General features: G+C 64.3%; 22 protein-coding genes. 14 read left to right on the top strand and 8 right to left on the bottom strand.

The genetic code is table 11. The features are described from left to right. Nucleotides 1–3: 3 nt before the first annotated feature. Nucleotides 4–732, bottom strand: a complete 729-nt coding sequence (locus Q0949_RS06585; RefSeq protein ID WP_299369887.1) for an RNA methyltransferase — start codon at nucleotides 730–732, stop codon at nucleotides 4–6. Between the two features lie 135 nt (nucleotides 733–867). Between Q0949_RS06585 and Q0949_RS06590 the strand changes: the two genes are divergently transcribed. Next, nucleotides 868–1,485 (top strand): thiamine phosphate synthase, encoded by a 618-nt coding sequence (locus Q0949_RS06590; RefSeq protein WP_299370821.1) that lies wholly within the window; start codon nucleotides 868–870, stop codon nucleotides 1,483–1,485. A 4-nt stretch (nucleotides 1,486–1,489) separates the two neighbouring features. Here Q0949_RS06590 and Q0949_RS06595 read toward each other — a convergent pair whose 3' ends face one another. After that, nucleotides 1,490–2,638 carry a HupE/UreJ family protein gene (locus Q0949_RS06595; protein ID WP_299369889.1) on the bottom strand — a complete coding sequence of 383 codons (1,149 nt, stop codon included), beginning with the start codon at nucleotides 2,636–2,638 and terminating at the stop codon, nucleotides 1,490–1,492. On the opposite strand from Q0949_RS06595, the gene Q0949_RS06600 reads away from it, so the two are divergent. The 4 genes from Q0949_RS06600 to Q0949_RS06615 all read left to right on the top strand — a co-directional run bounded on the left by Q0949_RS06600 (nucleotide 2,637) and on the right by Q0949_RS06615 (nucleotide 6,146). Next, the gene (locus Q0949_RS06600; protein WP_299369891.1) at nucleotides 2,637–3,458 is read left to right on the top strand and encodes a DUF4198 domain-containing protein; all 822 of its coding nucleotides are present in this window, start codon (nucleotides 2,637–2,639) and stop codon (nucleotides 3,456–3,458) included. The genes Q0949_RS06595 and Q0949_RS06600 overlap by 2 nt on opposite strands. 54 nt (nucleotides 3,459–3,512) lie before the next feature. Next, entirely contained in the window at nucleotides 3,513–4,406 is an 894-nt protein-coding gene (locus Q0949_RS06605) for a PfkB family carbohydrate kinase (RefSeq protein WP_299370823.1), read from the top strand. Continuing rightward, complete coding sequence (locus tag Q0949_RS06610) at nucleotides 4,403–5,323, top strand: pseudouridine-5'-phosphate glycosidase (protein ID WP_299369893.1); 921 nt, start codon at nucleotides 4,403–4,405, stop codon at nucleotides 5,321–5,323. The genes Q0949_RS06605 and Q0949_RS06610 overlap by 4 nt, the downstream gene beginning before the upstream one ends. Nucleotides 5,324–5,396: 73 nt before the next feature. Continuing rightward, the gene (locus Q0949_RS06615) at nucleotides 5,397–6,146 is read left to right on the top strand and encodes a DUF502 domain-containing protein (protein ID WP_299369895.1); all 750 of its coding nucleotides are present in this window, start codon (nucleotides 5,397–5,399) and stop codon (nucleotides 6,144–6,146) included. Nucleotides 6,147–6,155: 9 nt separating this feature from the next. Here the strand turns inward: Q0949_RS06615 and Q0949_RS06620 are convergent, their stop codons facing one another. Beyond that, on the bottom strand, nucleotides 6,156–7,187 hold the full coding sequence (locus Q0949_RS06620; protein ID WP_299369897.1) for a patatin-like phospholipase family protein: 1,032 nt from the start codon (nucleotides 7,185–7,187) through the stop codon (nucleotides 6,156–6,158). Nucleotides 7,188–7,205: 18 nt separating this feature from the next. Beyond that, nucleotides 7,206–7,991 carry a 3-hydroxybutyrate dehydrogenase gene (locus Q0949_RS06625; protein ID WP_299369899.1) on the bottom strand — a complete coding sequence of 262 codons (786 nt, stop codon included), beginning with the start codon at nucleotides 7,989–7,991 and terminating at the stop codon, nucleotides 7,206–7,208. 400 nt (nucleotides 7,992–8,391) lie between these two features. On the opposite strand from Q0949_RS06625, the gene Q0949_RS06630 reads away from it, so the two are divergent. The 3 genes from Q0949_RS06630 (at nucleotide 8,392) to Q0949_RS06640 (ending at nucleotide 11,107) form a co-directional block, all read left to right on the top strand. Then, the gene (locus tag Q0949_RS06630; protein WP_299370825.1) at nucleotides 8,392–10,104 is read left to right on the top strand and encodes an extracellular solute-binding protein; all 1,713 of its coding nucleotides are present in this window, start codon (nucleotides 8,392–8,394) and stop codon (nucleotides 10,102–10,104) included. Nucleotides 10,105–10,108: 4 nt separating this feature from the next. Next, a complete protein-coding gene (locus tag Q0949_RS06635) occupies nucleotides 10,109–10,756 on the top strand; it encodes an aquaporin (protein WP_299369901.1) in 648 nt (215 codons plus the stop codon). A 132-nt stretch (nucleotides 10,757–10,888) separates the two neighbouring features. Then, entirely contained in the window at nucleotides 10,889–11,107 is a 219-nt protein-coding gene (locus Q0949_RS06640; protein ID WP_299369902.1) for a hypothetical protein, read from the top strand. 7 nt (nucleotides 11,108–11,114) lie between these two features. On the opposite strand, the gene Q0949_RS06645 is transcribed toward Q0949_RS06640, so the two are convergent. Beyond that, on the bottom strand, nucleotides 11,115–11,738 hold the full coding sequence (locus Q0949_RS06645) for an XRE family transcriptional regulator (RefSeq protein WP_299369903.1): 624 nt from the start codon (nucleotides 11,736–11,738) through the stop codon (nucleotides 11,115–11,117). Nucleotides 11,739–11,803: 65 nt separating this feature from the next. Between Q0949_RS06645 and Q0949_RS06650 the strand changes: the two genes are divergently transcribed. From Q0949_RS06650 to Q0949_RS06660, 3 genes are all read left to right on the top strand, one after another. After that, the gene (locus tag Q0949_RS06650) at nucleotides 11,804–13,324 is read left to right on the top strand and encodes a class I adenylate-forming enzyme family protein (protein WP_299369904.1); all 1,521 of its coding nucleotides are present in this window, start codon (nucleotides 11,804–11,806) and stop codon (nucleotides 13,322–13,324) included. Between the two features lie 17 nt (nucleotides 13,325–13,341). Next, complete coding sequence (locus Q0949_RS06655) at nucleotides 13,342–13,986, top strand: DsbA family oxidoreductase (protein WP_299369905.1); 645 nt, start codon at nucleotides 13,342–13,344, stop codon at nucleotides 13,984–13,986. 122 nt (nucleotides 13,987–14,108) lie between these two features. After that, complete coding sequence (locus Q0949_RS06660; protein WP_299369906.1) at nucleotides 14,109–15,320, top strand: multidrug effflux MFS transporter; 1,212 nt, start codon at nucleotides 14,109–14,111, stop codon at nucleotides 15,318–15,320. Here Q0949_RS06660 and mfd read toward each other — a convergent pair. Both mfd and Q0949_RS06670 read right to left on the bottom strand, forming a co-directional pair. Continuing rightward, on the bottom strand, nucleotides 15,317–18,772 hold the full coding sequence (gene mfd, locus Q0949_RS06665) for a transcription-repair coupling factor (RefSeq protein ID WP_299369907.1): 3,456 nt from the start codon (nucleotides 18,770–18,772) through the stop codon (nucleotides 15,317–15,319). The genes Q0949_RS06660 and mfd overlap by 4 nt on opposite strands. Nucleotides 18,773–18,827: 55 nt before the next feature. Further along, nucleotides 18,828–19,355 carry a component of SufBCD complex gene (locus tag Q0949_RS06670; protein WP_299369908.1) on the bottom strand — a complete coding sequence of 176 codons (528 nt, stop codon included), beginning with the start codon at nucleotides 19,353–19,355 and terminating at the stop codon, nucleotides 18,828–18,830. Nucleotides 19,356–19,495: 140 nt separating this feature from the next. Here Q0949_RS06670 and hemB point away from each other — a divergent pair, with 140 nt between their 5' ends. Then, nucleotides 19,496–20,497, top strand: a complete 1,002-nt coding sequence (gene hemB, locus Q0949_RS06675) for a porphobilinogen synthase (protein WP_299369909.1) — start codon at nucleotides 19,496–19,498, stop codon at nucleotides 20,495–20,497. Between the two features lie 117 nt (nucleotides 20,498–20,614). Beyond that, nucleotides 20,615–21,181, top strand: coding sequence for a YSC84-related protein (locus Q0949_RS06680; protein ID WP_299369910.1), 567 nt, complete (start codon nucleotides 20,615–20,617; stop codon nucleotides 21,179–21,181). A gap of 202 nt (nucleotides 21,182–21,383) precedes the next feature. Here Q0949_RS06680 and Q0949_RS06685 read toward each other — a convergent pair whose 3' ends face one another. After that, nucleotides 21,384–22,256, bottom strand: coding sequence for an NAD(P)-dependent oxidoreductase (locus tag Q0949_RS06685; RefSeq protein WP_299369911.1), 873 nt, complete (start codon nucleotides 22,254–22,256; stop codon nucleotides 21,384–21,386). Nucleotides 22,257–22,377: 121 nt separating this feature from the next. Here Q0949_RS06685 and Q0949_RS06690 point away from each other — a divergent pair, with 121 nt between their 5' ends. Further along, complete coding sequence (locus tag Q0949_RS06690) at nucleotides 22,378–24,843, top strand: penicillin acylase family protein (RefSeq protein WP_299369912.1); 2,466 nt, start codon at nucleotides 22,378–22,380, stop codon at nucleotides 24,841–24,843. Nucleotides 24,844–24,876 lie beyond the last annotated feature (33 nt).

A 24,876-nucleotide genomic window follows, 5' to 3' on the forward strand; every position in this document is an offset into this window, starting at 1 on the left:
GCGTCAGTCGCGCGTGGCCCACCGGACCATCTGACGCAGCATCCCGTGCAGCGTCTGCACATCCGCCCGCGTCAACGGCATCCGGCTCCACATGTTGCGCAGGTTGACGCGCATGCTGGCGGCCTTGTGGTCCGGGAAAAAGAAACCGGCCGTATCCAGCCGATCCTCGAAATGGCGCGCCAGATGCTCCACCTCGTCTGCCGTTGCCCACTGCGTGCCAGCCATCTCTGTGCTGTGCGCGGTCACGTCACCTGCGGCCCGCATCCACTCATAGCCCACCAGCAACACACATTGCGCCAGGTTGAGCGACGGAAATTCCGGGTTCACGGGGACCGAGATCAACGCGTTGGCTTGCGCGATGTCCTCATTCTCCAACCCCGCCCGCTCCGGTCCGAACAACACCGCCACATGCGCGCCGTCGCCCATGCGCCGCGCCGCATCCGCCATCGCCGCCTCCGGGCTCAGAACCTCCTTGGTCAGATCCCGCTGCCGCGCGGTCGTTGCATAAACGTAAGTGCAATCCGCAACCGCCCCCGCCAGATCATCATGCACGCTCGCCGCATCCAGCACCCGGCCCGCCCCGCTGGCCAGTGCCACTGCGGCCGGGTTGGGCCAGCCGTCGCGCGGATCCACGATCCGCATCCGGTCCACGCCAAAATTCAGCATCGCCCGGGCCGCCGCCCCGATGTTTTCGCCCATCTGGGGCCGTGTCAGCACAAATGTCGGTGTCATGTCCGCCGTCTACCCCATCGCTGCGGCGCACCACAATCCCTTCATTGTTCCCAAAATATGCGCGCCGCAGGCATAAAAGTTTTCTTTCCCCGCCACATCCGCTAGAGCAGGCGAAAAGCAACAGGACACCCCATGATGGACGCACCCGAGCAGCCGCAACTCTACCTTCTGACGCCGCCCGTGTTCGAGCTGTCGCATTTCCCCGATCAACTGGCCGCCGTTCTCGACGCCCACGACATCGCCTGCATCCGCCTCGCCCTCGCCACCCAGGACGAAGACCGGATTTCCCGCGCCGCAGACGTCTGCCGCGAAGTGGCGCACGCGCGCGATGTGGCGATCGTGGTTAACGACCACACCGCACTGGCCGAACGGCTGGGCCTAGATGGCGTGCACTTGATGGACGCGGCCAAATCCGTCCGCGACGCGCGCAAGGCGCTTGGCCCTGACGCCATCGTCGGCAGCAATTGCGGCACGTCGCGCCATGCCGGGATGAGCGCGGGCGAAGCCGGGGCGGATTACATCTCTTTCGGCCCCCTGACGGGCGTGGCCGACAGCGCCGTGGCAGATGACGATCTGTTCCAATGGTGGTCCGAGATGATTGAGGTTCCTGTCGTCGCCGAAGGGGGCCTGACACCCGAGATTATCGCGCGCCTCGCCCCCATCACCGACTTTTTCGGCATCGGCGAAGAAATCTGGATCGCGGACACACCAGCGCAAGCGCTGGCCGACCTGACAGCCGCGCTGCGCGGCTAGGCGGTTACAGGAACACGCGTTCCACCACCCAATAGGCCCCGATGGCCGCGATCACGACCGATGCGGGCACCGCAATTGCCGTGCGATACCACGCCTTGGATGCGAACCAGCCCACGGCGAGGAACGCCAGAGCGATTACTGTCAACTGCCCCAACTCGACCCCGATGTTGAACCCGATCAGCGCCGGGATGAACTGCCCCTGCGGCAGGCCGAACTCGCCAAGCACCGACGCAAACCCCAACCCGTGCAGGAGGCCAAAGCCAAAGATCACCACGGGCCGCCATTTGCTCAATCCGCCTTTGGCAAAGATGTTCTCCACCGCGACATAGACAATCGACGCCGCAATCAACGGCTCCACGATGCTGCCGGGTACATTGACCAACCCCAGCGCCCCCAGCGCCAGCGTCACCGTATGCGCCAATGTGAACGCGCTGATCTGCCACAAGAGCGGACCCAGCCGCGTGGACAGGAAAAACAAGCCCAACACGAACAGGATGTGATCCAGCCCCTTGGGCAGGATGTGGTCAAAGCCGACCGGAATGTAGTCCACAAAGGTTCGCCAACCGGTTGCCGCATCGCCACCGGCCAGCGCGATCGCGCCGCTGGTTTCTCCGCCCCCGATCAACCCGGTATAGGGCGCATCGACACCCTGCTGGCGCAGAACCAGATCGCCCGCGCCCGCAGGCCATGCCACGGTAACGGTCGCCGCATCCGCAGGCACCACCCCGGTAAGAACAAGGTCAGAGATCCGCGGCAGCTCGATATCCGCCACATCCGGCACCGTCACCGCCTCGACCGACAGAGCCACAGGCGCGCCGTCCACGGACAAAAGCGGTTCGGTGTTCCAGATTGCGATCAGCGCATCCACTCGCGCGGCCACATCCGCCGCCGTCAGCGCGCGCAGGGCATCATAGTCGGCCGCGTTCTCAGCAGCATCGGTGTCTTCGATCGCATCCAGATCGATGCCCGACAGCTGCGCCTCTAGGTTCACCCGCATCTCGATCCGCGCGGCACCATCCGCCACGGTCAGGTCCGATATGGTGGGCACAACCTCGTGAGCCACGGCCATTCCAGCCCAGAAACCCAGCCACAGGCTTGACATCACGGCACAAAACCGCAGCTTTCCACTCAACCCCAGAAAGGTTCCACTCATGGCTCTGTCCCGCCTCACCCTGATCAGATTTCTCCTGTCGCTTTGGTGCGCGATTTACGCCGGGGTTGCAACCGCACATGAGTTCTGGATCGAGGCGGATACCTATCAGGTCGCCCCATCGGGCAAACTGGTCGCCCGGCTAAAAAACGGGCAGGAATTCAAAGGCACGACGGTGTCCTATTTCGAACGCAGCATCACACGGTTTGACGTCGTCGTGGGCGACACGATCCGCCCGGTCGAAGGGCGTATGGGCGACAACCCCGCGCTCGATGTACCCGCCCCCGTTGGTGGGTTGGTGATGGTTGTACACGAGACGACGCCGTCCTTCGTGACCTATTCCGAATGGGCCAAATTCCAGAAATTCGCCGATCACAAGGATTTCCCCGATATCGCCGCGCGCCATGCCGCCAACGGTTTTCCGGATGTGCCGTTCAAGGAACGCTACACCCGCCACGCCAAGGCGCTGATCGGCGTGGGCGACGCGCAAGGGGCCGACCGGGCGCTGGGTCTGAAAACCGAATTCGTGGCTCTGACCAACCCCTATGCCGCGGATTTCGACGGCACCATGGCGGTGCAGGTCCTGCTGGATGGCGCGCCACGCGCAGATGCCCAGGTCGAAGTATTTGACCGCGACGCCGCCGATGCCGTGACAATCACGCTGCACTGGACCGATGCGGACGGCATCGCGCGGGTGCCCGTGGCGCCCGGACATGAGTACCTCTTTGACGCGGTCACGCTCGCGCCCATCGACGATGGAAACAGCGAGGCGGTCTGGGACACGTTCTGGGCGGCACTGACCTTTGGCGTGCCCGCGCGCTGACCATCGCACGCCTTGGCCCTTGCCTTGGACCGCGACGGGCGGCACAAGGCGGGCATGACGCAAAAGCCTGACATTCTGTGTATCGGATCCGTCCTGTGGGACGTGATCGGACGCGCGCCCCTTGCCATGCGGCAGGGATCGGACGTGCCGGGGCGCATCACGCGCCTGCCCGGTGGCGTGGCCATGAACATCGCGATGACGCTGGCCCGCTTTGGCCTGACGCCCGCATTGTTGACGGCCATTGGCCGCGATGCTGAAGGGGACGAGCTGATCGCGGCCTGCACCGCGCGCGGCATGATCACCTCGACCGTCTACCGCTCCGAAGATCTGCCCACTGACCAATACATGGCCGTCGAGGGGGCGAACGGCCTGATCGCCGCCATCGCAGATGCGCATTCGCTGGAAAAGGCCGGGGCCAAGATCCTGCGCCCCCTGACCGATGGCACTGTCGCGACAGAGGCTTCCCCCTATACGGGCCTTGCCGCGCTTGACGGGAACCTGACGCTGGATCTGCTGAACGAGATCGCCACCAGCCCGGTGCTGGCGCAGGCCGATCTGCGCGTGGCGCCTGCCTCTCCGGGCAAGGCCGAACGCCTGTCGCCCTTCCTCACCCGGACGCGCGGCACGCTCTATGTGAACCTCGAAGAGGCGGGCCTGCTGTGCCAGCGCGGCTTTGACAGCGCAGAGGATGCCGCCAAGGGGTTGCTGGATCGCGGTGCGGCACGGGTGCTGGTCACCAATGGCGGTGACATGGCGACCGAAGGCTCTGCTGATGGGTTGATCAGCCAGACGCCGCCGCAGGTCCTCGTCACCCGCATCACCGGCGCAGGCGATACGTTCATGGCCGCCCACATCGCCGCAGAACTGCGCGGCGCAGACCGGGCGCAGGCGCTGGACCGCGCCCTTGATGCCGCCGCGATCTATGTTTCAGGAAAGACACCGACATGACCCTCCACACCCCCTCGCCCGCCGTCGCGGCAGCTCTGGCCAGCGGCACGCCTGTTGTCGCGCTGGAAAGTACGATCATCACCCACGGCATGCCCTATCCCCAGAATCTCGAGGTTGCCCGGCAGGTCGAGGCGGACGTGCGCTCAGGCGGGGCAGAACCGGCCACCATGGCGGTGATTGACGGCAGGCTGCATTGCGGCCTGACCGACACCCAGCTCGAGGCGTTGGCACAAGCCAAGGGCGTGGCCAAGCTGAGCCGCGCCGACATGGCGGCCTGCATGGCGACGGGCGGCACCGGGGCCACAACCGTGGCCGCCACCATGATCGCCGCGCGCATCGCAGGCATCGGCGTGTTTGCCACCGGCGGCATCGGTGGCGTGCACAAAGGGGCCGAGGGCACGTTCGACATCTCCGCCGACCTGATGGAACTGGCACAAACCCCCGTGACGGTCGTGGCCGCAGGGGCCAAGGCCATCCTCGACATTCCCAAGACGCTGGAGGTGCTCGAAACCCAGGGCGTGCCCGTCATCGCCTATGGTCAGGACGACATGCCCGCCTTTTGGTCGCGCAGCGCGGGCCTGCCCGCGCCCCTGCGCATGGACCGGGCAAGCGACATTGCCGCGGCCCAGAAGATGCGCACAGCCCTCGGCCTGCCCGGCGGGCAGCTGGTCGTGAACCCGATCCCGGCAGAGGCCGAAATCGACCGCGCCACGCTGGCCCCGATCATTACACAAGCCACACAGGACGCGGACGCGCACGGGATCAGCGGCAAGGGCGTCACGCCCTACCTGCTGCAACGGATATTCGAGCTGACCGATGGACGCTCGCTTACCGCCAATATCGCGCTGGTCCGCAACAACGCCCGGCTGGCCGCGGAAATCGCCACCGAATTGGGCAAACTTGCGCAACAGGCGTAACAAGCGGGCGTTCGCCATTGTAAGGGCCCATGGGTTCCCCTAACTAGTCCATAACAAAGGCGCCCAACGATTTATGAACACCCCATTTGATCCGCAACAGCCCCGCCGCCCCGGCCTGTTTTCCCGGCTGCGCGCGTCGTTCCTGACCGGCATCGTGGTCATTGCGCCCGTGGGCCTGACCATCTGGCTGATCTGGACGGTGATCGGCTGGGTCGACGGGTTCGTCTGGCCGCTGGTGCCGACCGTCTGGCAACCTGATTCCATCGTGAACTATTTCGTGGGCAATCCCCGGTTCATCGAAAACGACGCGGGCCTGCGGATCGCCAATCCCGACTGGATCAACGTCAACGTCCGCGGCGTGGGCGTCATCGTTTTCCTGCTGTTCACGATCTTCATCGGCTGGGTGGCCAAGGGCTTTATCGGTCGGTCGCTGATCCGCTACGCCGAAAGCCTCGTGGAACGCACGCCCGTCGTGCGCTCGATCTATTCAGGCATCAAGCAGATCTCCGAAACCGTCTTTGCCCAATCCGAACGGTCCTTTGAAAAGGCATGCCTGATCGAATACCCGCGCAAGGGCATCTGGGCCATCGGCTTCATCTCCACCGTGGCCAAGGGCGAAGTGTCCGAACGTGCGGGCAACACCGGCACGCTGCTCAGCATCTTTGTGCCCACTACGCCGAACCCGACCTCGGGCTTCCTGCTGTTCTTCCCCGCCGAAGACGTGATCGAACTTGACATGAGCGTCGAGGACGCGGCCAAGCTGGTGATCTCGGCGGGCCTCGTCTATCCCAATGGCAAGGATCCGACGACGCCCCCTGGCTGACCCGTCGCCTCAGGCGAACATCTGGCGCAAGGCTGCCGAGCTTTTGTTGCCGATGTCGTCGAAATGCGCGTCCAGAAACGCCTGTGCAGCGCGCGTTCCCGCCTCTTTCAACTGCGAGATCACATAGGCATTGGGCACCGTCTTGGTCGCCACGCTCAACTCGCCCATCAGATCATCATCCGCAATCATGTGGATCAGGACCCGCGCCATGCGCCCCTCGGGCAAGGTCCCGTCATCCAGCAACCGCTGCACGAAATCGATGGCACGCATCTCGCGCAACAGCGACGAATTGAAACTGATCTCGTTGATCCGGTTCTGGATCTGTTGCGGCGTGCGCGGCAGATCCTCGCGTTCCAGCGGGTTGATGTTGATCACCACGATGTCATCCGGCAACGACCGGTCGAACATCGGGAACAGCGCCGGGTTGCCGGTATAACCACCGTCCCAGAATTCCTCGTCCTGCCCGGTCTCGTTGTCGTGGATCTTTACCGCTTGAAACAGGGTCGGCAAACAGGCCGACGCCATGATCACGTCCGGTGTCACCTCGGCCTGCGAAAATACCCGCAGCTTGCCGTTGCGCACCCGCGTGGCGTTGATGAAAAGCTGCGGGCCCGCATCGCAACACACCTTGTCCATGTCGAACCGCGCCACGATATCCGTCAGCGGATTGCGATAGAACGGACCGTAGGCATAGGGCGACACCATCCGCGTGAACGCGTCGCCAAAAGCATAGGGCAGCGAATATTCCAGCGCCTGCGACACCTGCCCCGGCCCCAGATGCGCCAGCCAGCCGGTCAGGCGGCTGTCTTGCGTGCCCGCCACCTGATCCCAGAGCCATGCAAGGTTGTCGCGTGCGGCCTCTGCACCGCCTGCGGCCAGCCCGGCCTTGACCGCAGCGCCATTCAGTGCGCCCGCAGACGTGCCCGAAATCCCCGCGATCTCGATCCGCGGATCGGCCAGCAAACAGTCCAGCGCACCCCAGGTGAACGCGCCATGTGCACCGCCCCCCTGAAGCGCGAGGTTGATCTTTTTCACCGCCATGGCCCGATCCTCAGCGCATCACAGCGCGGTCCAGCCGCCGTCCACACTGATCGTGGTGCCGGTGATCTGGTCGGCAGCGGACGAACACAGGAACACCGCCGTGCCGCCCATCTGTTCGGTGGTTGCGAATTCCTTGGATGGCTGCCGCTTGAGCATGACGTTCTTGATCACCTCCTCGCGGCCCATGTCATATTCCTTCATCGTGTCGGGGATCTGGCTTTCGACCAGCGGTGTCAGGACATATCCGGGGCAGATCGCGTTCGCCGTGATCGGTTCCTCGGCCGTTTCAAGCGCAGTGGTCTTGGTCAGGCCGACAATGCCGTGCTTGGCCGCGATATAGGCGGATTTATAGGGCGACGCGGTCAAACCATGGGCCGAGGCCACATTGATCACCCGCCCCCACCCGGCGTCCCGCATCATCGGCAGCGCCGCTGCCGTGGTGTGAAAGGCCGAGCTGAGGTTGATCGCGATGATCGCGTCCCATTTCTCGACCGGGAATTCGGGAATGCCTGCCACGTGCTGAATGCCCGCGTTGTTGATCAGGATATCGCAAGCGCCCGCCTTTTCGATCAGCGCCCGGCATTGGTCGCCCTTGGACATGTCCGCCTGAATGTAACGCGCGTTGCTGCCCGTCGCATCGGCAATCTCCTTGGCGATGGCGTGATCCTCTTCGGTGTCAGAGTAGGAATTCAACACAACATCCGCCCCTGCGCGCGCCAGTTCCCACGCCATGCCCAGACCGATCCCGGAATTGGACCCGGTGATGACAGCGGTTTTACCGGAGAGTGAAATTTCAAACGCCATGACGATGTTCCTTTGCTTTATGTTGCGCGCAGCATGTCATGCTGCACCTGCAAAAGGAACAATCCATGTCCCGTGACGGTTGCACGGGGCCAAAAAAAAACGCCAGCACGAAGCTGGCGTTAAGTTATTGAGGCAGGTTTCATACAGGCAAGAAACCTATCGAGCAGTGACATCTTTATACGCAAAGCCGCGCACAGAGTCCAAGCTAAAAGTTTGATAATGCGTAAAGGTCTGAGCCCCGCTATTGTTAACAAAACAAGGGCAACCAGGGATTGTTTACGAAATGGGGCAGGATTTTTTCCAAATGAAGCGCACGCATTTTGCGGCGCTGGCCGTGATTCTCGGCGGGGTGTTTGCTGCACCTGCGCAACCACAAGCAGAGCCAATGCATGGCATAGCTATGTATGGGGCACCTCAGCTACCACCGGATTTTGTATCTCTTCCGCACGCGAATCCCGACGCGCCCAAAGGCGGCAAGATCACGCTTGCCAATACCGGCAGCTTTGATTCGCTCAATCCCTACATCCAGAAAGGCAACGTGCCCTGGCAGCTGCGCTTTCTCACCCACGAAAGCCTGATGGGGCGCAACCGCAGCGAACCTTTCGCGCTATATGGCCTGCTGGCCGAATCGATTGAGGTGCCGGACGACCGGTCTTGGGTCGAATTCACCCTGCGCCCCGAGGCCCGCTTCTCCGATGGCAGCCCGGTCACGGTCGAGGATGTCATGTGGTCCTACGAGACGCTGGGCACCGAAGGCCACGGCCGCTACCGCAGCCTCTGGGGCCAGATCGAAACGCTGGAACAGACCGGACCGCGCAGCGTGAAGTTCACCTTCAACACCGAAAACCGCGAGCTGGCCCTGCTCGCGGGCATGCGCCCGATCCTGCAAAAGGCGCAGTGGGCAGGCAAGGATTTCGCCGCCGCCACCATCAATGACGTGCCCATCGGCTCCGGCGCTTATGTGGTCAGCGACTTCGAGGCCGCCCGCAACGTCGTGCTCACCCGCAATCCCGACTACTGGGGCGCGGATCTGAACTTCATGAAAGGCACCTTCAACTTCGACGAGATCACCATCGACTTCTACGGCGATCAGGACGTGGTGTTCGAGGCATTCAAGGCGGGCGAAGTCTCAGCCATCCGGGAGTTCAACGCCGATGCCTGGGCCAACCAGTACGACTTTCCCCGTGCCACGTCCGGCGATGTGATCAAGACCGAGGTCAAACACCAGAAACCGTCGGGCATCACTGGCTTCGTGATGAACACCCGCCGCGCGCCCTTTGACGACTGGCGCGTGCGCGAGGCGCTGATCACCGCCTTCAACTTCGAATATATCAACGACACGCTCACCGGCGGCGCACAGCCGCGCATCACCTCCTATTTCTCCAACTCCCCGCTCGCGATGGAACCTGGCCCGGCCAAGGGCGCTGTGGCGGCCCTGCTCGCCCCGTTCAACGGCAAACTGCTGCCCGGCGTGATGGAGGGCTATACCCTGCCCGAAAGCGACGGCACCCTGCGCAACCGCCGCGGCCTGCGCCGCGCCCTTGGCCTGATGGAAGAGGCCGGATGGACCACGCAGGACGGCAAGCTGCGCAATGCAGACGGCACCGCGATGGCCTTTACCATCCTGCTCGACCAGCAACGCACCGAGGACCGCGCCATCGCGGATCTCTATACCCAAGCGCTGGACCAGATGGGCATCACGGTCGACATCGATCTGGTGGACGGCGCGCAATATACCGAACGCACGGCAACCTACGACTTTGACATGACCTATCACCGCCGCGCCATGTCGCTCAGCCCCGGCAATGAACAGTATTTCTACTGGGGCTCCAAGGCCGCGGACGAGGACGGCACGCGCAACCTGATGGGGGCCAAGGATCCGGCCATCGACGCGATGATCGACACCATGTTGAACGCGCGCACCCGCGAGGACAGCATCGCCGCCACACGCGCGCTGGACCGGTTGCTGATCTCGGGCCGCTATGTGGTGCCGTTCTGGCAGTTCACCACCGGGCGCATCGCCCATGTCGCCCAGATGCGCCATCCAGAGGTGCTGCCGATCTATGGCGATGGCCCCGACTGGATGCCGCAATTCTGGTGGTATCAAGAGTAATCCCATGCTGCGCCAACTGGCCGCCGAGGGCCTCGGCACCGCGCTGCTTTTGATCAGCGTGATCGGATCGGGCATCATGGGACAGGCGCTGGCGGACGGAAACACCGCCATCGCCCTGCTAGCCAATGCCATCGCGACAGGCTGCATGCTCTATGTGATCATCACCGTGCTGGGGCCGATCTCGGGCGCGCATTTCAACCCGGCCGTGACGCTGGCCTTCTGGCTGCGTAGCGATATCGCCACCCGCACTGCGCTGGCCTATGTGCCGGTGCAGATCGCGGGCGCGCTGCTGGGTGTGTGGGCCACGCACGCGATGTTCGACCTGCCCCTCTGGCAGGTCTCGCAAACGCTGCACCGCACGGGTGAAGCACAGTGGTGGTCTGAGTGTGTCGCGACCTTCGGGCTGCTCTTTGTCATCTTTGGCGGGCTGAAATCACGACCACAGGTTGTGCCGACCCTGGTGGCCCTCTACATTACCGGTGCATACTGGTTCACATCGTCGACCAGCTTCGCAAACCCGGCTGTCACCATCGCGCGCGGATTTTCCGACACGTTTGCAGGTATTTATCCGGGTCACATCGCCGCCTTCGTGCTGGCGCAACTGGGCACAGCCCTAGTTGCGCATGCTGCACTGCGGAAACTTTTCAGATAAACGGTTGATCTGTCACCAAATTGCAATATTGTCTGGCCCGTGGTGGATGTCCGACGTGCGCACCTCAAGAAATTGCGACGTCCCAAGTTGCCCCTGAAAACGGGGGCCGAATAAAACCTGACGGGGGTAGATATGACTTGGAATGACCTGACCCAGAACTGGGCCGAGAGCTATCGCGCGTTGTGCAAGGAATTTCCCGGCCTCGAACCCAGCGCGATGCCGTTTCTCAAGGCCGATCAGGATCGCTTTGAAAGCTACCTGGCCGCGACACATGAAATGAGCCTCAAGGAAGCGCAGGATGCGTTCGATGCGTTCCTGGAGCGTTCCGCGGGCATGATGCACACCGCCTGAGCAGATCTCAGGCCAGCGACGTCACCCACAGGATCAGCGCGTCGTCATCACTGGTTGATACCACGTTGTGACCCATCGTGGCGTCGTAATAGGCGCTGTCGCCGCGGCGCATCTCGATCGGTTCATAGAATTCCGTATAAAGCCGGATCACCCCGGTCAGCACGTACAGAAACTCTTCGCCGTCATGGCGCACCCAGCCGTCGAATTCATCCATCGACCGGGCCCGCACCCGCGCGCGGTAGGGCAGCATCGTCTTCTTGGTCAGTGCCTCGGCCAGCAACTCGTGCTCGTAGGTGACGGTCGCCTGCGCATTGCCCTCGCCCGATTTGGTCACGACCATGCGCCCGTTGACCTGCCCCTTTTCGGGCGGTGTGAACAGCTGCGGTACCGAGATCTCCAGCCCCACGGCCAGCTTCTTGAGCGCCTCGTAGGTGGGTGACATCTGTCCGTTCTCGATCTTGGACAGGGTCGACCGTGCCAGGCCCGCCTGGCTGGCCGCCTGTTCCAGCGTCCAGTCGCGCGCCTTGCGCAGATCGCGCACCCGCGCGCCCAGATCCAGCGGTTCTGCGGCGTCGGAACTGCCCGTCGCGCGGGCGATCTCAATCAGGGATTTGGGGTCTTTGCCTTGCATGGCGATCTGTATAGGTCGCCCGTGTCAGGCTTGCAACGCCGCGCGCCACAGCATAGCCAACAGATATGCCAAGCCTGTTCGACATCGGCCCACCCCCGCCCTGCCCCGCGCCTTTCAACATGGCGGCCCATGTGCTGGAGGCGGGCGCCGAAATGCCGGACAAGATCGCCGTATCGATCCTCGGTACGGACAGCGCGCAGGACCTGAGCTATGCCGCGCTGATACAGGCTGTGCGCGGCACCGGGGCCGGGTTCCTTCAGGCGGGCTGCGCACCCGGTGACATCATCCTGATGCGGCTGGGCAATACGCTCGACTTTCCCATCGCCTATCTGGGCGCGCTGGCCGTGGGGCTGGTGCCTGTGCCCACATCTGCCGCGCTGACGGAGACCGAAGTGGCGCGGATCGTCGCTGAACTGTCCCCCCGCCTGATCCTGCGCGACCCGGCCGTGGCGTCCGCCCCCGGCGCGCCCGAGATCGGGTTGGCCACGCTGCGCGCCATGCGCAAGATGCCCGCCACCGACTGGCACATGGGCGATCCGAACCGGCCCGGCTACATCATCTATACCTCCGGGACGTCGGGACATCCTCGCGCCGTGTCGCACGCACACCGCGCCATCTGGGCCCGCCGGATGATGCACGCAGGCTGGTACGGGCTGACCGCGCAGGACCGGCTGCTGCATGCGGGCGCGTTCAACTGGACCTATACGCTGGGCACCGGGCTGATGGACCCGTGGACGGTCGGCGCCACCGCTCTGATCCCCGCGCCCGGCACACCACCGGAGGCCATGGGCACCCTGCTCGCCACCCACCGCGCCACGCTCTTTGCCGCAGCACCCGGCGTGTTCCGCCAGATGCTCGACCGCGCCACTCTGCCCGAGCTGCCCCATCTGCGCCACGGGCTCAGCGCGGGCGAAAAGCTGCCCCAGATCACCCGCACCCGCTGGGAAGCCACAACGCGCACGCCGATCTTCGAGGCCTACGGCATGTCCGAATGCTCGACCTTCATCTCGTCGAGCCCGGATCGCGCGTGCGCGCCGCACGCCCTCGGCCGCCCGCAACCGGGCCGCCGCGTGGCGATCCTTGGCCCCGATGGCCCCGTGCCCCACGGCACCCCCGGCATCATCGCGGTGGACCGCGCCGATCCGGGCCTCATGCTCGGCTACCTGCACCAGCCCGATGACACCGCCGCGCGGTTCCGCGACGGGTGGTTCCTGACCGGCGACATGGGCGAAATGGATGCAGACGGACAGATCACCTATCTGGGCCGCAACGATGACATGATGAACGCCGGCGGCTACCGCGTCTCCCCGCTCGAGGTCGAGGCGGCCCTGGCCGACGCGCCCGGCGTACGACAAGTCGGTGTGACCCAGATCGAGGTCAAACCCGGCACCTTTGTCATCGCCGCCTTCTATACCGCGGACGCGGCACTGGACGAAGCGTCCCTGCACGCCTATGTCGACGCCAAGCTGGCGCGCTACAAACACCCCCGCGCCTACATCCACATCGCCCGGATGCCACTGGGCGCCAATGGCAAGCTGCTCCGCCGCCGCCTGCCCCAGTTCTGGAACCCGTCCAGACCGCAATGACCAGGAAAGCAGACCCCATGCCCGATCCCATCAAACTCGACATCATGTCCGACCCGATCTGCCCCTGGTGCTATATCGGCAAGGCGCATCTTGACCGCGCGCTGGCCGCCCACCCGGACCACCCCTTTGTCATCGAATGGCACCCGTTCCAGCTTAACCCCGACATGCCGCGCGAAGGCATGGGCCGCCGCGCCTATCTCGAGGGCAAGTTCGGCGGCAAGGAAGGGGCCGTGCGCGCCTATGCGCCCGTGGTCGAACATGCCGAAAAGGCCGGGCTCAAGATCGACTTTGAAGGCATGCAGCGCACGCCCAATACGCTGGACGCGCACCGCCTGATCCACTGGGCCGGGATCGAGGGCAAACAGACCGCAGCCGTCTCTGCCCTGTTCAAGGCCTATTTCGTCGACGCCCGCGACATTGGCGATCACGAGGTGCTGGCCGACATCGCCGATAGCATCCAGATGGACGCCGCCGTGGTGCGCAAACTGCTGGACAGCGATGCCGACCGCGACGACATCTCGGCCCGCGATGCCCACAGCCGGCAGATGGGCGTAAATTCCGTGCCGACTTTTATCGTCGCGGGCAAACACGCCGTCCCCGGCGCGCAACCGCCCGAACTGTGGGCGCGTGTGATTGATGAGCTGACAACCGGGGCAGTCTAAACCGTTCTGCTGATCACATCTTAAGCGATTGGTCATTTTTTCAACCGAGGGTCGTTGCCATTCCCGCATCGCGTCGCCAAGGTGACGTGAAACAGCGTCAATTTCAACGCAGGACCCCACCCGTGACCCGACCCAAAGGTCAGATCGTCAGCAAACCCGAGTTCATCGCCCTTATGGCGATGATGTTTGCGATCATTGCCTTTTCCATAGACGCGATGCTGGCCGCCCTGCCCGATATCGCCGCCGACATCGCCCCCGGCGGGGTCGATCAGGCCGCGTGGATCATGACTGCCTTCCTGATCGGGATGGGGGTCGGCACCTTCTTTGCCGGGCCGATCTCGGATGCCTACGGGCGCAGGCCCATCGTATTCTTCGGCCTTGCAATCTATGCCATCGGGGCCGTGCTGGCATGGGCCGCACCGACGCTGGAACTGGTGCTGGCCGCGCGCGTGCTGCAAGGCCTCGGTGCTGCGGGGCCGCGCGTGGTGTCGGCGGCCATCATCCGGGATCTCTATAGCGGGCGCGCCATGGCCAGCATCCTGTCGCTGACCATGATGGTGTTCCTGCTCGTGCCCGCCGTCGCGCCGTTGATCGGGTCGCTGGTCACCGACGCCTTTGGCTGGCGCGCGATCTTTCCCGCCTTCCTGATCTTTGGCCTGTGCATCCTGCTGTGGTTCAGCACCCGCATCCACGAATCCCTCGCGCCCGAGGACCGCCGCCCGCTGCGCGCGCCCCTGATCGTTGATGCCGTGCGCCAGATGTTCGCCCACCCGACCGTGCGCCTGTCGATCCTTGTGCAGACGCTGATGCTGATGATCCTGTTTTCCATCCTCACCATGGTGCAGCCGATCTTTGAGGTGACCTTTGACCGCCTCGACAGCTTTCCGCTGTGGTTTGGCGCGATTGCGCTGGCCTCGGGCGTGTCCAGCCTGCTCAACGCAGCCATTGTGGGGCGGTTCGGCATGCGGCGGCTCGTTACCTGGGCGCTTCTGGCCCAGTTGGTCGTGTCCACGACCTTTGTGCTGTGGATGATGGCCGACCTGCCGGGCCTCTTTGCTTTTTACATCTTCTGGCAATGGGGCGTGATGTTTCAGGGCGGACTGACCGTCGCCAACCTCAACGCCATCGCGATGGAGCCGATGGGCCACATCGCGGGCATGGCCGCGTCGGTGATCGGCGCGGTGTCGACGGTGCTTGGGGCGGCTCTTGCCTCGCCCATCGCGACACTGTTTGACGGCACGCCGATGCCGCTGGTTGCAACCGTTCTGATCGCGTGCCTTTTGGCGTCGGTGATGATGCAGATGATGCGCCGGGCCGAGGTCGCGGCAGCTTAGCCCGCCTTGGCCTTCTTCTTTTCCGCGATCACCTTCTCGGCGAGGTCACGGGCGATGGCAAAGGCGCCCTTGATCTTGTCGGCATCCTTCTTCCAGTCGCGCCGCACCACGATCTTGTTGTCTTTCACCTTGGCCAACCCGCGCTGGTCCTGAATGAATTCGACCAGCCCCTGCGGCGAGGCGAACTTGTCGTTGTGGAACTGGATCGTGGCCCCTTTGGGTCCGCCATCCAGCTTGGCAATACCGGCCCGCTTGCACATGGCCTTGATCCGCACCACCAGCATCAGCGTGTTCACCTCGCGCGGCAACTTGCCAAACCGGTCGATCAATTCGGCCGCGAACCCTTCCAGCTCGACCTTGGTCGACAGGCCCGACAGGCGACGATAGAGACCCAGCCGCACATCCAGATCAGGCACATAGTCTTCGGGGATCAGCACCGGCACGCCCAGATTGATCTGCGGTGCCCATTGCTCATCGGCCTCCGACAGGCCCTCCATCTCGCCCGCCTTGATCTTGGCAATCGCCTCTTCCAGCATCGACTGGTAGAGTTCAAACCCAACGTCGCGCATCTGGCCCGACTGTTCCTCGCCCAAGAGATTGCCCGCCCCGCGAATGTCCAGATCCTGAGACGCCAGCGTGAACCCCGCCCCCAGCGTGTCGAGGCTGCCCAACACGCGCAGCCGTTTCTCCGCCGTTGCCGTCAGCTTGGCGCGCGGCTTGGTGGTCAGATAGGCATAGGCCCGCGTCTTGGACCGCCCCACACGCCCCCGGATCTGATAAAGCTGCGCCAACCCGAACATATCCGCCCGGTGCACCACCATCGTGTTCGCGGTAGGGATATCGAGGCCCGATTCCACAATCGTCGTCGCCAGCAGCACGTCATATTTGCCGTCATAGAACGCGTTCATCCGGTCATCCAGCTCCCCGGCGGCCATCTGCCCATGCGCCACCACATAGGTCAGCTCGGGCAACTGCTCCTTCAGGAACTCCTCGATCTCGCGCAGGTCCGAGATGCGCGGCACGACATAGAACGACTGCCCGCCGCGGTAGTGTTCGCGCAAAAGCGCCTCGCGGATCGTCACCGCATCGAACTCGGACACATAGGTCCGGATCGCAAGCCGGTCGACCGGCGGCGTGCCGATGATGGACAGATCACGCACACCCGTCAGGCTCAGCTGCAAGGTCCGTGGAATCGGCGTCGCCGTCAGGGTCAGTACATGCACGTCACTGCGCAACTGCTTCAGGCGCTCCTTGTGGGTTACACCGAACTTCTGCTCTTCATCAATCACCAACAGGCCCAAGTTCTGGAACCGCACGCCCTTGGCCAGCAACGCGTGGGTACCCACCACAATATCCGCCGTCCCCTTGGACATGGCGGCACGGGTGTCATTGGCCTCCTTGGCGCTGACAAAGCGGCTCAACTGCCGCACCTCGATGGGAAAGCCCCGGAACCGCTCGGCAAAGCTCTTGTAGTGCTGCCGCGCCAGCAGCGTCGTGGGCGCAATCACCGCCACCTGCACTCCCGTCATGGCCGCAACAAAGGCCGCGCGCATCGCCACTTCCGTCTTGCCAAAACCGACATCGCCACAGATCAGCCGATCCATCGGCGAGCCGCTGGTCAGATCGTCGATCACGGCAGCAATCGCCGACAGCTGATCGTCCGTCTCCTGATAGGGGAACCGCGCCGAAAACGCGTCCCACATGCCGGGGGGCGGCTCAAGGACCGGGGCCTTGCGCAACGCCCGTTCGGCAGCAATGCGGATCAAACGATCCGCCATCTCGCGAATGCGCTCCTTCAGCTTGGCCTTCTTGGCCTGCCACGCGCCACCGCCCAGTTTGTCGAGCAGCCCTTCCTCGTGGCCGTATTTCGACAGCAGCTCGATGTTCTCAACCGGCAGATACAGCTTGGATCGTTCCGCATATTCCAGCAGCAGGCATTCATGCGCGGCCCCGGCGGCCGTCACGACCTCCATGCCGACATACCGCCCGATCCCGTGATCCACATGCACCACCAGATCGCCGGGCGACAGCGACTGCGTCTCGGTCAGGAAATTCTCCGCCCGCCGCTTGCGCTTGGGCGCGCGGATCAGCCGATCCCCCAGAACATCCTGCTCCGAAATCACCGTGAGGCCCGGCGCCTCGAACCCGTGTTCCAGCGCCCAGACGGTCAGGTGCAGGCCGCGTTTGCCGATCCGCGTGGCATCGGTGATGGGGATGACCTCGGCCAGACCTTCATCCTCGATCAGCCCGGTCAACCGCTCGCGCGCACCCTCGGAATAGCTGGCAACAACCACCGGCCCAACATCAAGCTTTGCCTTAATATGCGCTGCCAAAGCCCCGAAAAGACTGATGGATTCCTGTTGGCGCTCCGGCGCGAAATTGCGCCCGACCCGCCCGCCCGCATCCGTGACACCAGGCCCCGTCGCCTGTGCCAGCGCCGCGAATTGCAGGACCCGGAACCCGGTCACCGCCGTCTCCCACGCGGCATCGTCCAGATAAAGCCCACCCGGTGGCGCAGGTTTGTAGACACTGTCCATCTTGGACCGGTTCGCCATGGCCAGCCGCCGCGTCTCGTATTGGTCCTCGATGCTCTCCCAGCGGGCCAACCGGCTGGGCGTGACCTGATCGTCCAGCGTGATCACCGCCCCCGGCACATAGTCAAAAAGCGTGTCCATCTCGTCGTGGAAAAAGGCCAGCCAATGCTCCGCCCCCTGATGCTTGCGCCCCGCGCTGATCGCCTCGTACAGCGGATCATCCGTGCCAGCCGCACCAAATTCCAGCCGGTAGGTCTGGCGAAACCGCGTCACCGCCGCCTCGTCCAGAATGACCTCGGACACCGGGGCCAGCTCGATCACATCCAGCTTTTCGGTGGTGCGCTGCGTGGCCGGGTCAAACCGGCGCGCCCCGTCCAGCACATCGCCAAACAGATCCAGCCTCACAGGCCCCAGATCGCCGGGCGGATAGATGTCGATGATGCCGCCGCGAATGGCGTAATCCCCCGGCTCCATCACCGTGGGGCTTTGCACGAAGCCCATGCGCACCAGGAACTGCCGCAGGCCCGCCTCGTCCACACGACTGCCCACACGCGCGGTAAAGGCCGCCTCTTTCAACAGCCCCCGCGCAGGCACCCGCTGGGTCGCGGCGTTCAGCGTGGTCAGCAGGATGAACCGCTCTGGCATCCCATGCGCCAGTGCCGCCAGCGTCGCCATCCGCTGGGCCGAGATATCGGCATTGGGCGACACCCGGTCATAGGGCAGGCAATCCCAGCCCGGAAACACCAGAACCGGCATGTCGGGGGCAAAGAAGCGCAAGGCGGCCTGCATCGCCGCCAGCCGCTTGTCGTCGCGCGCCACATGCACCACCGGGCCGCGGGCCGCGACCTCGCCCAAGATCAGCTTGGCGTCAAACCCTTCGGGCGCGCCTGAGACTGTGATGTGATCGGACGGATTCATGCGCAACGGGCCTTCGTGAAACAGGCGTTTTCAATTGGGGCAATCCCGCGCCCTGTCAACCGCCGAAGGGGCCAACGGACATGTTTTGGTACATCCCCCACAGGGCCGTGGCGAAAATCGCGATCATCCCGATGGCCTGCACATATGTGCGGTGCCGCGTCAGCCGCCGCCACAACTGCTCGCCCGTGGCACCCTCCGCCTGGATCAGGCGGGCCGTGGACAGGTTCAGCGCCCCCACCAGCGACATGGGAAAGCCCAGCAGGAAAACGGCTTGGGCAAATTCCACCCCATAGACAAAACCCAACAGCGCCAGCCCCGTCAGCACGAAACAAGTGATCCCCAGAACCCACAGGCCCGAGACATTGCCGATGAACAGCAACCTGTTGATGTTGATCCGCACAAGGTCTTCGAGGTCTTCGGCCGTCTGCCCGCCATTGCGCCGGGCGCGTGCGACCATGTCATAGGGCACGCCCAGAACCCAGTGGCTGGCCGTCGACCACACAACCGCCAGCGCAATCCAGAACCACAGGTTCGAGAATGACCGCATGTCGATGAGTTCAAAGATCGTGTCGTGCCAGTCCAATGGGTGCCCTGCTGCCCGCGCCTTGCGCGGTTCCCGTCGTGATTGTCGCCCCTCTTAGCGTGCGCAAACGGCGGTGCCTAGACTTGGCAAGCGCAAAAATACGTGGCACGGATAATCTGTCACTCAAACTGGACACTTTCATGCGCCCTACCCAAAGCCCCTATCCCGCCACCCGCCTCCGCCGCACCCGTCAAAGCGCCGCCATCCGCGGCCTTGTCCGGCAGAACACGTTGACCGTCGATGATTTCATCTGGCCGGTCTTCGTGCGCTCTGGCGAAGGCATTGAGGAACCGATCCCCTCCATGCCCGGCGTCCTGCGCCGGTCGGTCGACAAGGTGGTGGACGCCGCCCGCGAGGCCGCCGATCTGGGCATCCCCGCGATCTGCATCTTTCCCTATACCGGGCTCGAGGAACGGACCGAGGATTGCGCGGGTGCGTGGGATCCCGACAACCACGCCAATCGCGCCATCCGCGCGATCAAGGACGCGGTGCCCGAGATTGCGATCATGACGGACGTGGCGCTCGACACCTACAACATCAACGGCCATGACGGCTTTGTCGAAGATGGCGAGATCGTGAACGACCGCACGGTCGAAGCACTGGTGAAAATGGCGCTGTCCCAGGCCGAGGCGGGCGCAGATATCATCGGCCCCTCCGACATGATGGACGGCCGCATCGGCGCGATCCGTCAGGCACTCGAAAGCGCGGGCCATCAGAACGTGATGATCCTCAGCTACGCCGCCAAATACGCCAGCGCCTTCTACGGCCCGTTCCGCGACGCGGTGGGCGCATCCGGCGCGCTGACCGGCGACAAAAAGACCTACCAGATGGACCCCGGCAACTCGGACGAGGCCATGCGCCTGATCGAACGCGACCTCACCGAAGGCGCCGACATGGTCATGGTCAAACCCGGCCTGCCCTATCTCGATATCTGCCGCCGGGTGAAAACCGAATTCGGCGCGCCGACCTTCGCCTACCAGGTGTCGGGCGAATACGCGATGATCAAGGCTGCGGGCGCAAATGGCTGGGTCGACGAGAACCGCGTGATGCTGGAAAGCCTGATGGCCTTCAAACGCGCGGGCTGCGACGGCATCCTCACCTATTTCGCCCCCGCCGCCGCACGCCTCCTCCGGGGCGGCTGATCCGGCAGAAACCTGCCAGTGTCGCGCAAAGTGGTGACAGCTGCGCACAATCGGCGTATACCTGCCCACAAGCGCGGGCAAACCGCGCACCACATTGAGCAGTACAGGCGGTTCAACATGAAAACGAATGGTATCTCGCGGCGCGCATTCGCCGCTGGGGCGCTGGCCAGCACGGGCGTGCTTGCCGCATGCGGCAACGGGGTCGGCGGACGGGGCGCGTCGCTCATCGACGCACGGGTCAGCACGACGCTGGACGAAATGTATCGCAGCTATCCCAACACGGTGACGCTGGCGCAAAAGGCCAATGGCATGCTGGTCATGCCGCTGGTGACCGAAGCGGGGCTTGGCTTTGGCGGCGCCTACGGGCGCGGCGCACTTCTGGTCAACGACATCACGGTCGATTACTACTCCGTGGTCAAGGGCTCGGGCGGGCTGCAAATCGGCGCCCAGCAATTTGCCCATGTGCTCTTCTTCATGACAGATGACGCGCTGACCAGCTTCCGCCGGTCGCCCGGCTGGGCCGCGGGCGCGGACCTCGAATACGTGGTCTCGGACCAGGGCGACAGCGTCGCCGCCGACACCACAACCGCCCTGACGCCCGTTCTGGCCGCAGTATTCGCCCGCGCAGGCCTGCGCGTTGGCGCGACGCTCGAAGGCACAAAATATACGCGGATTATCCCCTGACGGTCGCGTTTGCGAAGGCAAACGCGACCAGTGGCAAGGGCTGCTTTTCACCAGAAAAGCTGCCGGCCACACAGTAGATCCATAAAGAGCTGCCATCCGCCGTTTGCGAAGGCAAACGCGACCGGCAAACACAACACCCCAAAAGGGTCGGCGGGCGGGCGCCTTTGCCGTCAGGCAAACAGTCCCGCCCCCGACCCAATCCTCACCCCAAATGCCGCAACCGCTTGAACAGGCTCGACGTATCCCAGCGTCCGCCACCCATCTTCTGCACATCCTTATAGAATTGATCGACCACCGCCGTCACCGGCAGGCTCGCACCATTCGCATCCGCCTCGTCCAGGCAAATCCCAAGATCCTTGCGCATCCAGTCCACGGCAAAACCATGCTCGAACGCATCATCCAGCATCGTCTCGTACCGGTTCGACATCTGCCACGAGCCCGCGGCCCCCTGGCTGATCACCTCAACCACCGCACGCCCATCCAGCCCCGCCTTCTCCGCAAAATGCAGCGCTTCGCTCAACCCCTGCACCAAACCGGCAATCGCGATCTGGTTGCACATCTTGGTCCGCTGGCCCGCACCGCTCTCGCCGATCCGGCGGCACAGCTTGGCATAGGGCTGCACGATGGGCTCCATCCGCGCATAAGCCCCCGCATCACCGCCACACATGATCGACAGCGCCCCGTTCTCCGCCCCGGCCTGACCGCCTGAAATCGGCGCATCCACGAAACTGATATGCGCCGCATTCGCCAGATCAAACAACTCGGCCGTCACCTGCGCCGACACCGTGGTGTGATCGACAAAAACGGAGCCACCGCCCATCCCGGCGAAAGCCCCCTCATCCCCCAGACACACGGACCGCAAATCGTCGTCGTTGCCAACGCAGGCCAGCACGAACTCCGCTCCTTGCGCCGCCGCACGCGGGGTCTCGGCCATCGCACCGCCATGCGCGTCGACCCAATCCTGCGCCCGCGACGCGGTGCGGTTATAGACCGTCACATCGTGGCCGGCCCGCTGCAAATGCCCCGCCATCGGTGCGCCCATGACGCCCATGCCCAGAAATGCCAGTTTCGCCATGTTCGATCCTCATCCTGTCTTCGCAATTTTGCCCAAGCTGACGGCTTGCGCTTCCCTGCCTGCCTACCTAACAGTCAGGGCCCAAGGGTCAACGGCACATGACAGGAGCACGAGCGCGCAGATGGCAGTTGTCTTTCAATGGCTGGTCCGGCTCACCGCTGCGCTCATTGTGCTGGCGGTGCTGGCCGTGGGCATGGTCTATTATCTCGCCGCGCGGTCCTTGCCCAATTACGATGCCGTGGTGCGCGTGCCCAACATCTCCGGCCTGGTCGAGATTGTGCGCGACAATGCCAATGTCCCCCATGTCTTTGGCCCCACGGACGCAGATGTATTCCACGGGCTGGGCTTTGCCCATGCCCAGGACCGGCTGTGGCAGATGATGATGCTCCGCCGCACGGCCCAAGGGCGGCTGAGCGAGCTTTTCGGCACCGCCACCGTCGACGTGGACAGCTTTGTGCGCCGTCTCGACCTCTACCGCCTCGCGGTGCAGTCGGTCGACGCGCAAGATGCCCAGACCCGCCGCGCACTCGATGCCTATGCCGCGGGCGTCAACGCGCGCCTCGACCAGATCAATGCCGAAGCCCTGGGCCGCGGCGCACCGGAAATGTTCCTTTTCAATACGGCTCTGGCGCCCTGGCGCCCCGCGGACAGCGTGGCCATCGCCAAACTGATGGCACTGCAACTGTCGGGCCACATGACGGACGAGGTGCTGCGCGCGCGCATGTCGCTGGTGCTGGACGATCCCGCGCGGCTTGCCGATATCCTGCCTGATGTACCGGGCGACGGCATCGCCAGCCTGCCCGAATATGCCAGCCTCGTACCCGGCGCGCCCCGCCAGTTTGCCGTGACGGACACCGCGCCGCACCCGCTCTCGCCGTTCAAACCGCGCGGCCTCGCGGGCGCCTCCAACGCCTGGGCTGCTGCCGCTTCGCGCTCGGCCTCGGGCGGCACGCTGCTGGCCAATGACCCGCATCTGGGCTTTACCGCGCCAGGCGTGTGGTATCTGGCGCGTCTGGAACTGCGCAGCGGCGGCGTGATCGGCGGCACCATCCCCGGCATCCCGCTGGTCCTCACCGGGCGCTCGCAACGGCTGGGCTGGGGCCTGACCAGCGCTTATGTCGACGACCAGGACGTCCTGATCGAAGAGCTGAACCCCGACAATCCCGGCCAATACCGCACGCCCGACGGATGGAAAGAGTTCGAAAGCCGCGCCTCCATCATCGAGATTGCCGACCAGCAGCCGATCACCCTCACCCTGCGCTGGACGGACAACGGCCCCGTCATGCCCGGCAGCTTCCGCGATCTCGGCACCATCACCCCGCCGGGCCATGTCGCAGCACTCAGCTGGACCGTGCTCAGCCCCAATGACACCTCCCTCAGCGCAGGCCTCGGCGTCATGCGCGCCCAGACCGTGGCCGAGGCCATCACCGCCTCCGAAGCCTACATCGCCCCCGCCCAGAACCTGACCCTCGTGGACCGCGGCAGCATCGCCATGAAAACCATCGGCGCGATCCCGCGCCGCGACGCCGCCCATCAAAGCCAGGGGCGCATGCCCGCGTTCGGATGGCGCCCCGAAAATCGCTGGCAGGGCCGCATGCCCTATGCCTCCAACCCCGGCTTTGTCTCGCCCGTGGGTGGCATCCTCGGCAACACCAACAACAAGACCGTCGACCGCCCCTTTCCCAACCATGTCAGCTTTCACTGGGGCGACACGCAAAGGGTCCAACGCTGGCGCCGCCTGATGCAGACCCGCGAGGTCCACACCCGCGACAGCTTCATCGAAGCCCAGCTTGACACCGTCTCCTTCACCGCCCGCTCGCTCCTGCCGCTGATCGGGGCCGAGCTGTGGTTCACCGGCGAGGCCGCCCCCGCAGGCACCGCCGAACGCCAACGCCAACGCGCGCTGGCCCTGCTCGCCGAATGGAACGGCGAAATGAACGAACACTGGCCCGAGCCGCTGATCTACGCCGCCTGGCTGCGCAAACTCCAGGACCGCATGGTCCGCGATGAACTGGGCCCCATGGCCAACGCGCTCACCCACGCAGAACCGCTCTTCATCGAACGCGCCTTCCGCGATGTGGACGGCGCCGCGATCTGGTGCGACGTGCGCCAATCCGCCCCCACCGAAACCTGCGCCGACATGGCCCGGCTGGCCCTCGATGACGCGTTGATCGACATCGGCGAAACCTGGGGCACCCAATTGGAATCGCTGCGCTGGGGGGATGCCCACCAGGCCACACACGATCACCCTGTGCTGGGCGACGTGCCGATCCTGCGCTACTTCGTGAACATCCGCCAATCGACCTCGGGCGGGGACAACACCCTGCAACGCGGCCTCACCCGCGGCACCGGCGACACGCCCTTCGACAACGTGCACGGCGCAGGCTACCGCGGGGTCTACGACTTCGCCGACCCCAACTCATCCGTGTTCATCACCGCAACCGGCCAATCCGGCCACTTCCTGTCCCGCCACTACGACGATCTCGCGCAACTCTGGCGCCGCGGCGAATATATCCCCATGTCGCTGGACGAAGGGCTCGCCCGCGCCGCCGCCGTGGGCGTGACACGGCTCGAACCCCTGCAATGACCCAACCCTTCATTGTTCCACAAATATGCAAAC

It is taken from the genome of uncultured Tateyamaria sp. (assembly GCF_947487805.1).
Lineage (GTDB): Bacteria > Pseudomonadota > Alphaproteobacteria > Rhodobacterales > Rhodobacteraceae > Tateyamaria.

Excerpts from the sequence above, each read along its gene's own strand:
- Q0949_RS06600 (WP_299369891.1), top strand. The coding sequence starts at position 2,637 with ATGGCTCTGTCCCGCCTCACCCTGATCAGATTTCTCCTGTCGCTTTGG.
- Q0949_RS06605 (WP_299370823.1), top strand. The coding sequence starts at position 3,513 with ATGACGCAAAAGCCTGACATTCTGTGTATCGGATCCGTCCTGTGGGAC.
- Q0949_RS06680 (WP_299369910.1), top strand. The coding sequence starts at position 20,615 with ATGAAAACGAATGGTATCTCGCGGCGCGCATTCGCCGCTGGGGCGCTG.
- hemB (WP_299369909.1), top strand. The coding sequence starts at position 19,496 with ATGCGCCCTACCCAAAGCCCCTATCCCGCCACCCGCCTCCGCCGCACC.
- Q0949_RS06615 (WP_299369895.1), top strand. The coding sequence starts at position 5,397 with ATGAACACCCCATTTGATCCGCAACAGCCCCGCCGCCCCGGCCTGTTT.
- Q0949_RS06630 (WP_299370825.1), top strand. The coding sequence starts at position 8,392 with ATGTATGGGGCACCTCAGCTACCACCGGATTTTGTATCTCTTCCGCAC.
- Q0949_RS06635 (WP_299369901.1), top strand. The coding sequence starts at position 10,109 with ATGCTGCGCCAACTGGCCGCCGAGGGCCTCGGCACCGCGCTGCTTTTG.
- Q0949_RS06620 (WP_299369897.1), bottom strand. The coding sequence starts at position 7,187 with ATGGCGGTGAAAAAGATCAACCTCGCGCTTCAGGGGGGCGGTGCACAT.
- Q0949_RS06690 (WP_299369912.1), top strand. The coding sequence starts at position 22,378 with ATGGCAGTTGTCTTTCAATGGCTGGTCCGGCTCACCGCTGCGCTCATT.
- Q0949_RS06685 (WP_299369911.1), bottom strand. The coding sequence starts at position 22,256 with ATGGCGAAACTGGCATTTCTGGGCATGGGCGTCATGGGCGCACCGATG.
- Q0949_RS06590 (WP_299370821.1), top strand. The coding sequence starts at position 868 with ATGGACGCACCCGAGCAGCCGCAACTCTACCTTCTGACGCCGCCCGTG.
- Q0949_RS06610 (WP_299369893.1), top strand. The coding sequence starts at position 4,403 with ATGACCCTCCACACCCCCTCGCCCGCCGTCGCGGCAGCTCTGGCCAGC.
- Q0949_RS06585 (WP_299369887.1), bottom strand. The coding sequence starts at position 732 with ATGACACCGACATTTGTGCTGACACGGCCCCAGATGGGCGAAAACATC.
- Q0949_RS06640 (WP_299369902.1), top strand. The coding sequence starts at position 10,889 with ATGACTTGGAATGACCTGACCCAGAACTGGGCCGAGAGCTATCGCGCG.
- Q0949_RS06655 (WP_299369905.1), top strand. The coding sequence starts at position 13,342 with ATGCCCGATCCCATCAAACTCGACATCATGTCCGACCCGATCTGCCCC.
- Q0949_RS06625 (WP_299369899.1), bottom strand. The coding sequence starts at position 7,991 with ATGGCGTTTGAAATTTCACTCTCCGGTAAAACCGCTGTCATCACCGGG.
- Q0949_RS06650 (WP_299369904.1), top strand. The coding sequence starts at position 11,804 with ATGCCAAGCCTGTTCGACATCGGCCCACCCCCGCCCTGCCCCGCGCCT.
- Q0949_RS06645 (WP_299369903.1), bottom strand. The coding sequence starts at position 11,738 with ATGCAAGGCAAAGACCCCAAATCCCTGATTGAGATCGCCCGCGCGACG.
- mfd (WP_299369907.1), bottom strand. The coding sequence starts at position 18,772 with ATGAATCCGTCCGATCACATCACAGTCTCAGGCGCGCCCGAAGGGTTT.
- Q0949_RS06595 (WP_299369889.1), bottom strand. The coding sequence starts at position 2,638 with ATGAGTGGAACCTTTCTGGGGTTGAGTGGAAAGCTGCGGTTTTGTGCC.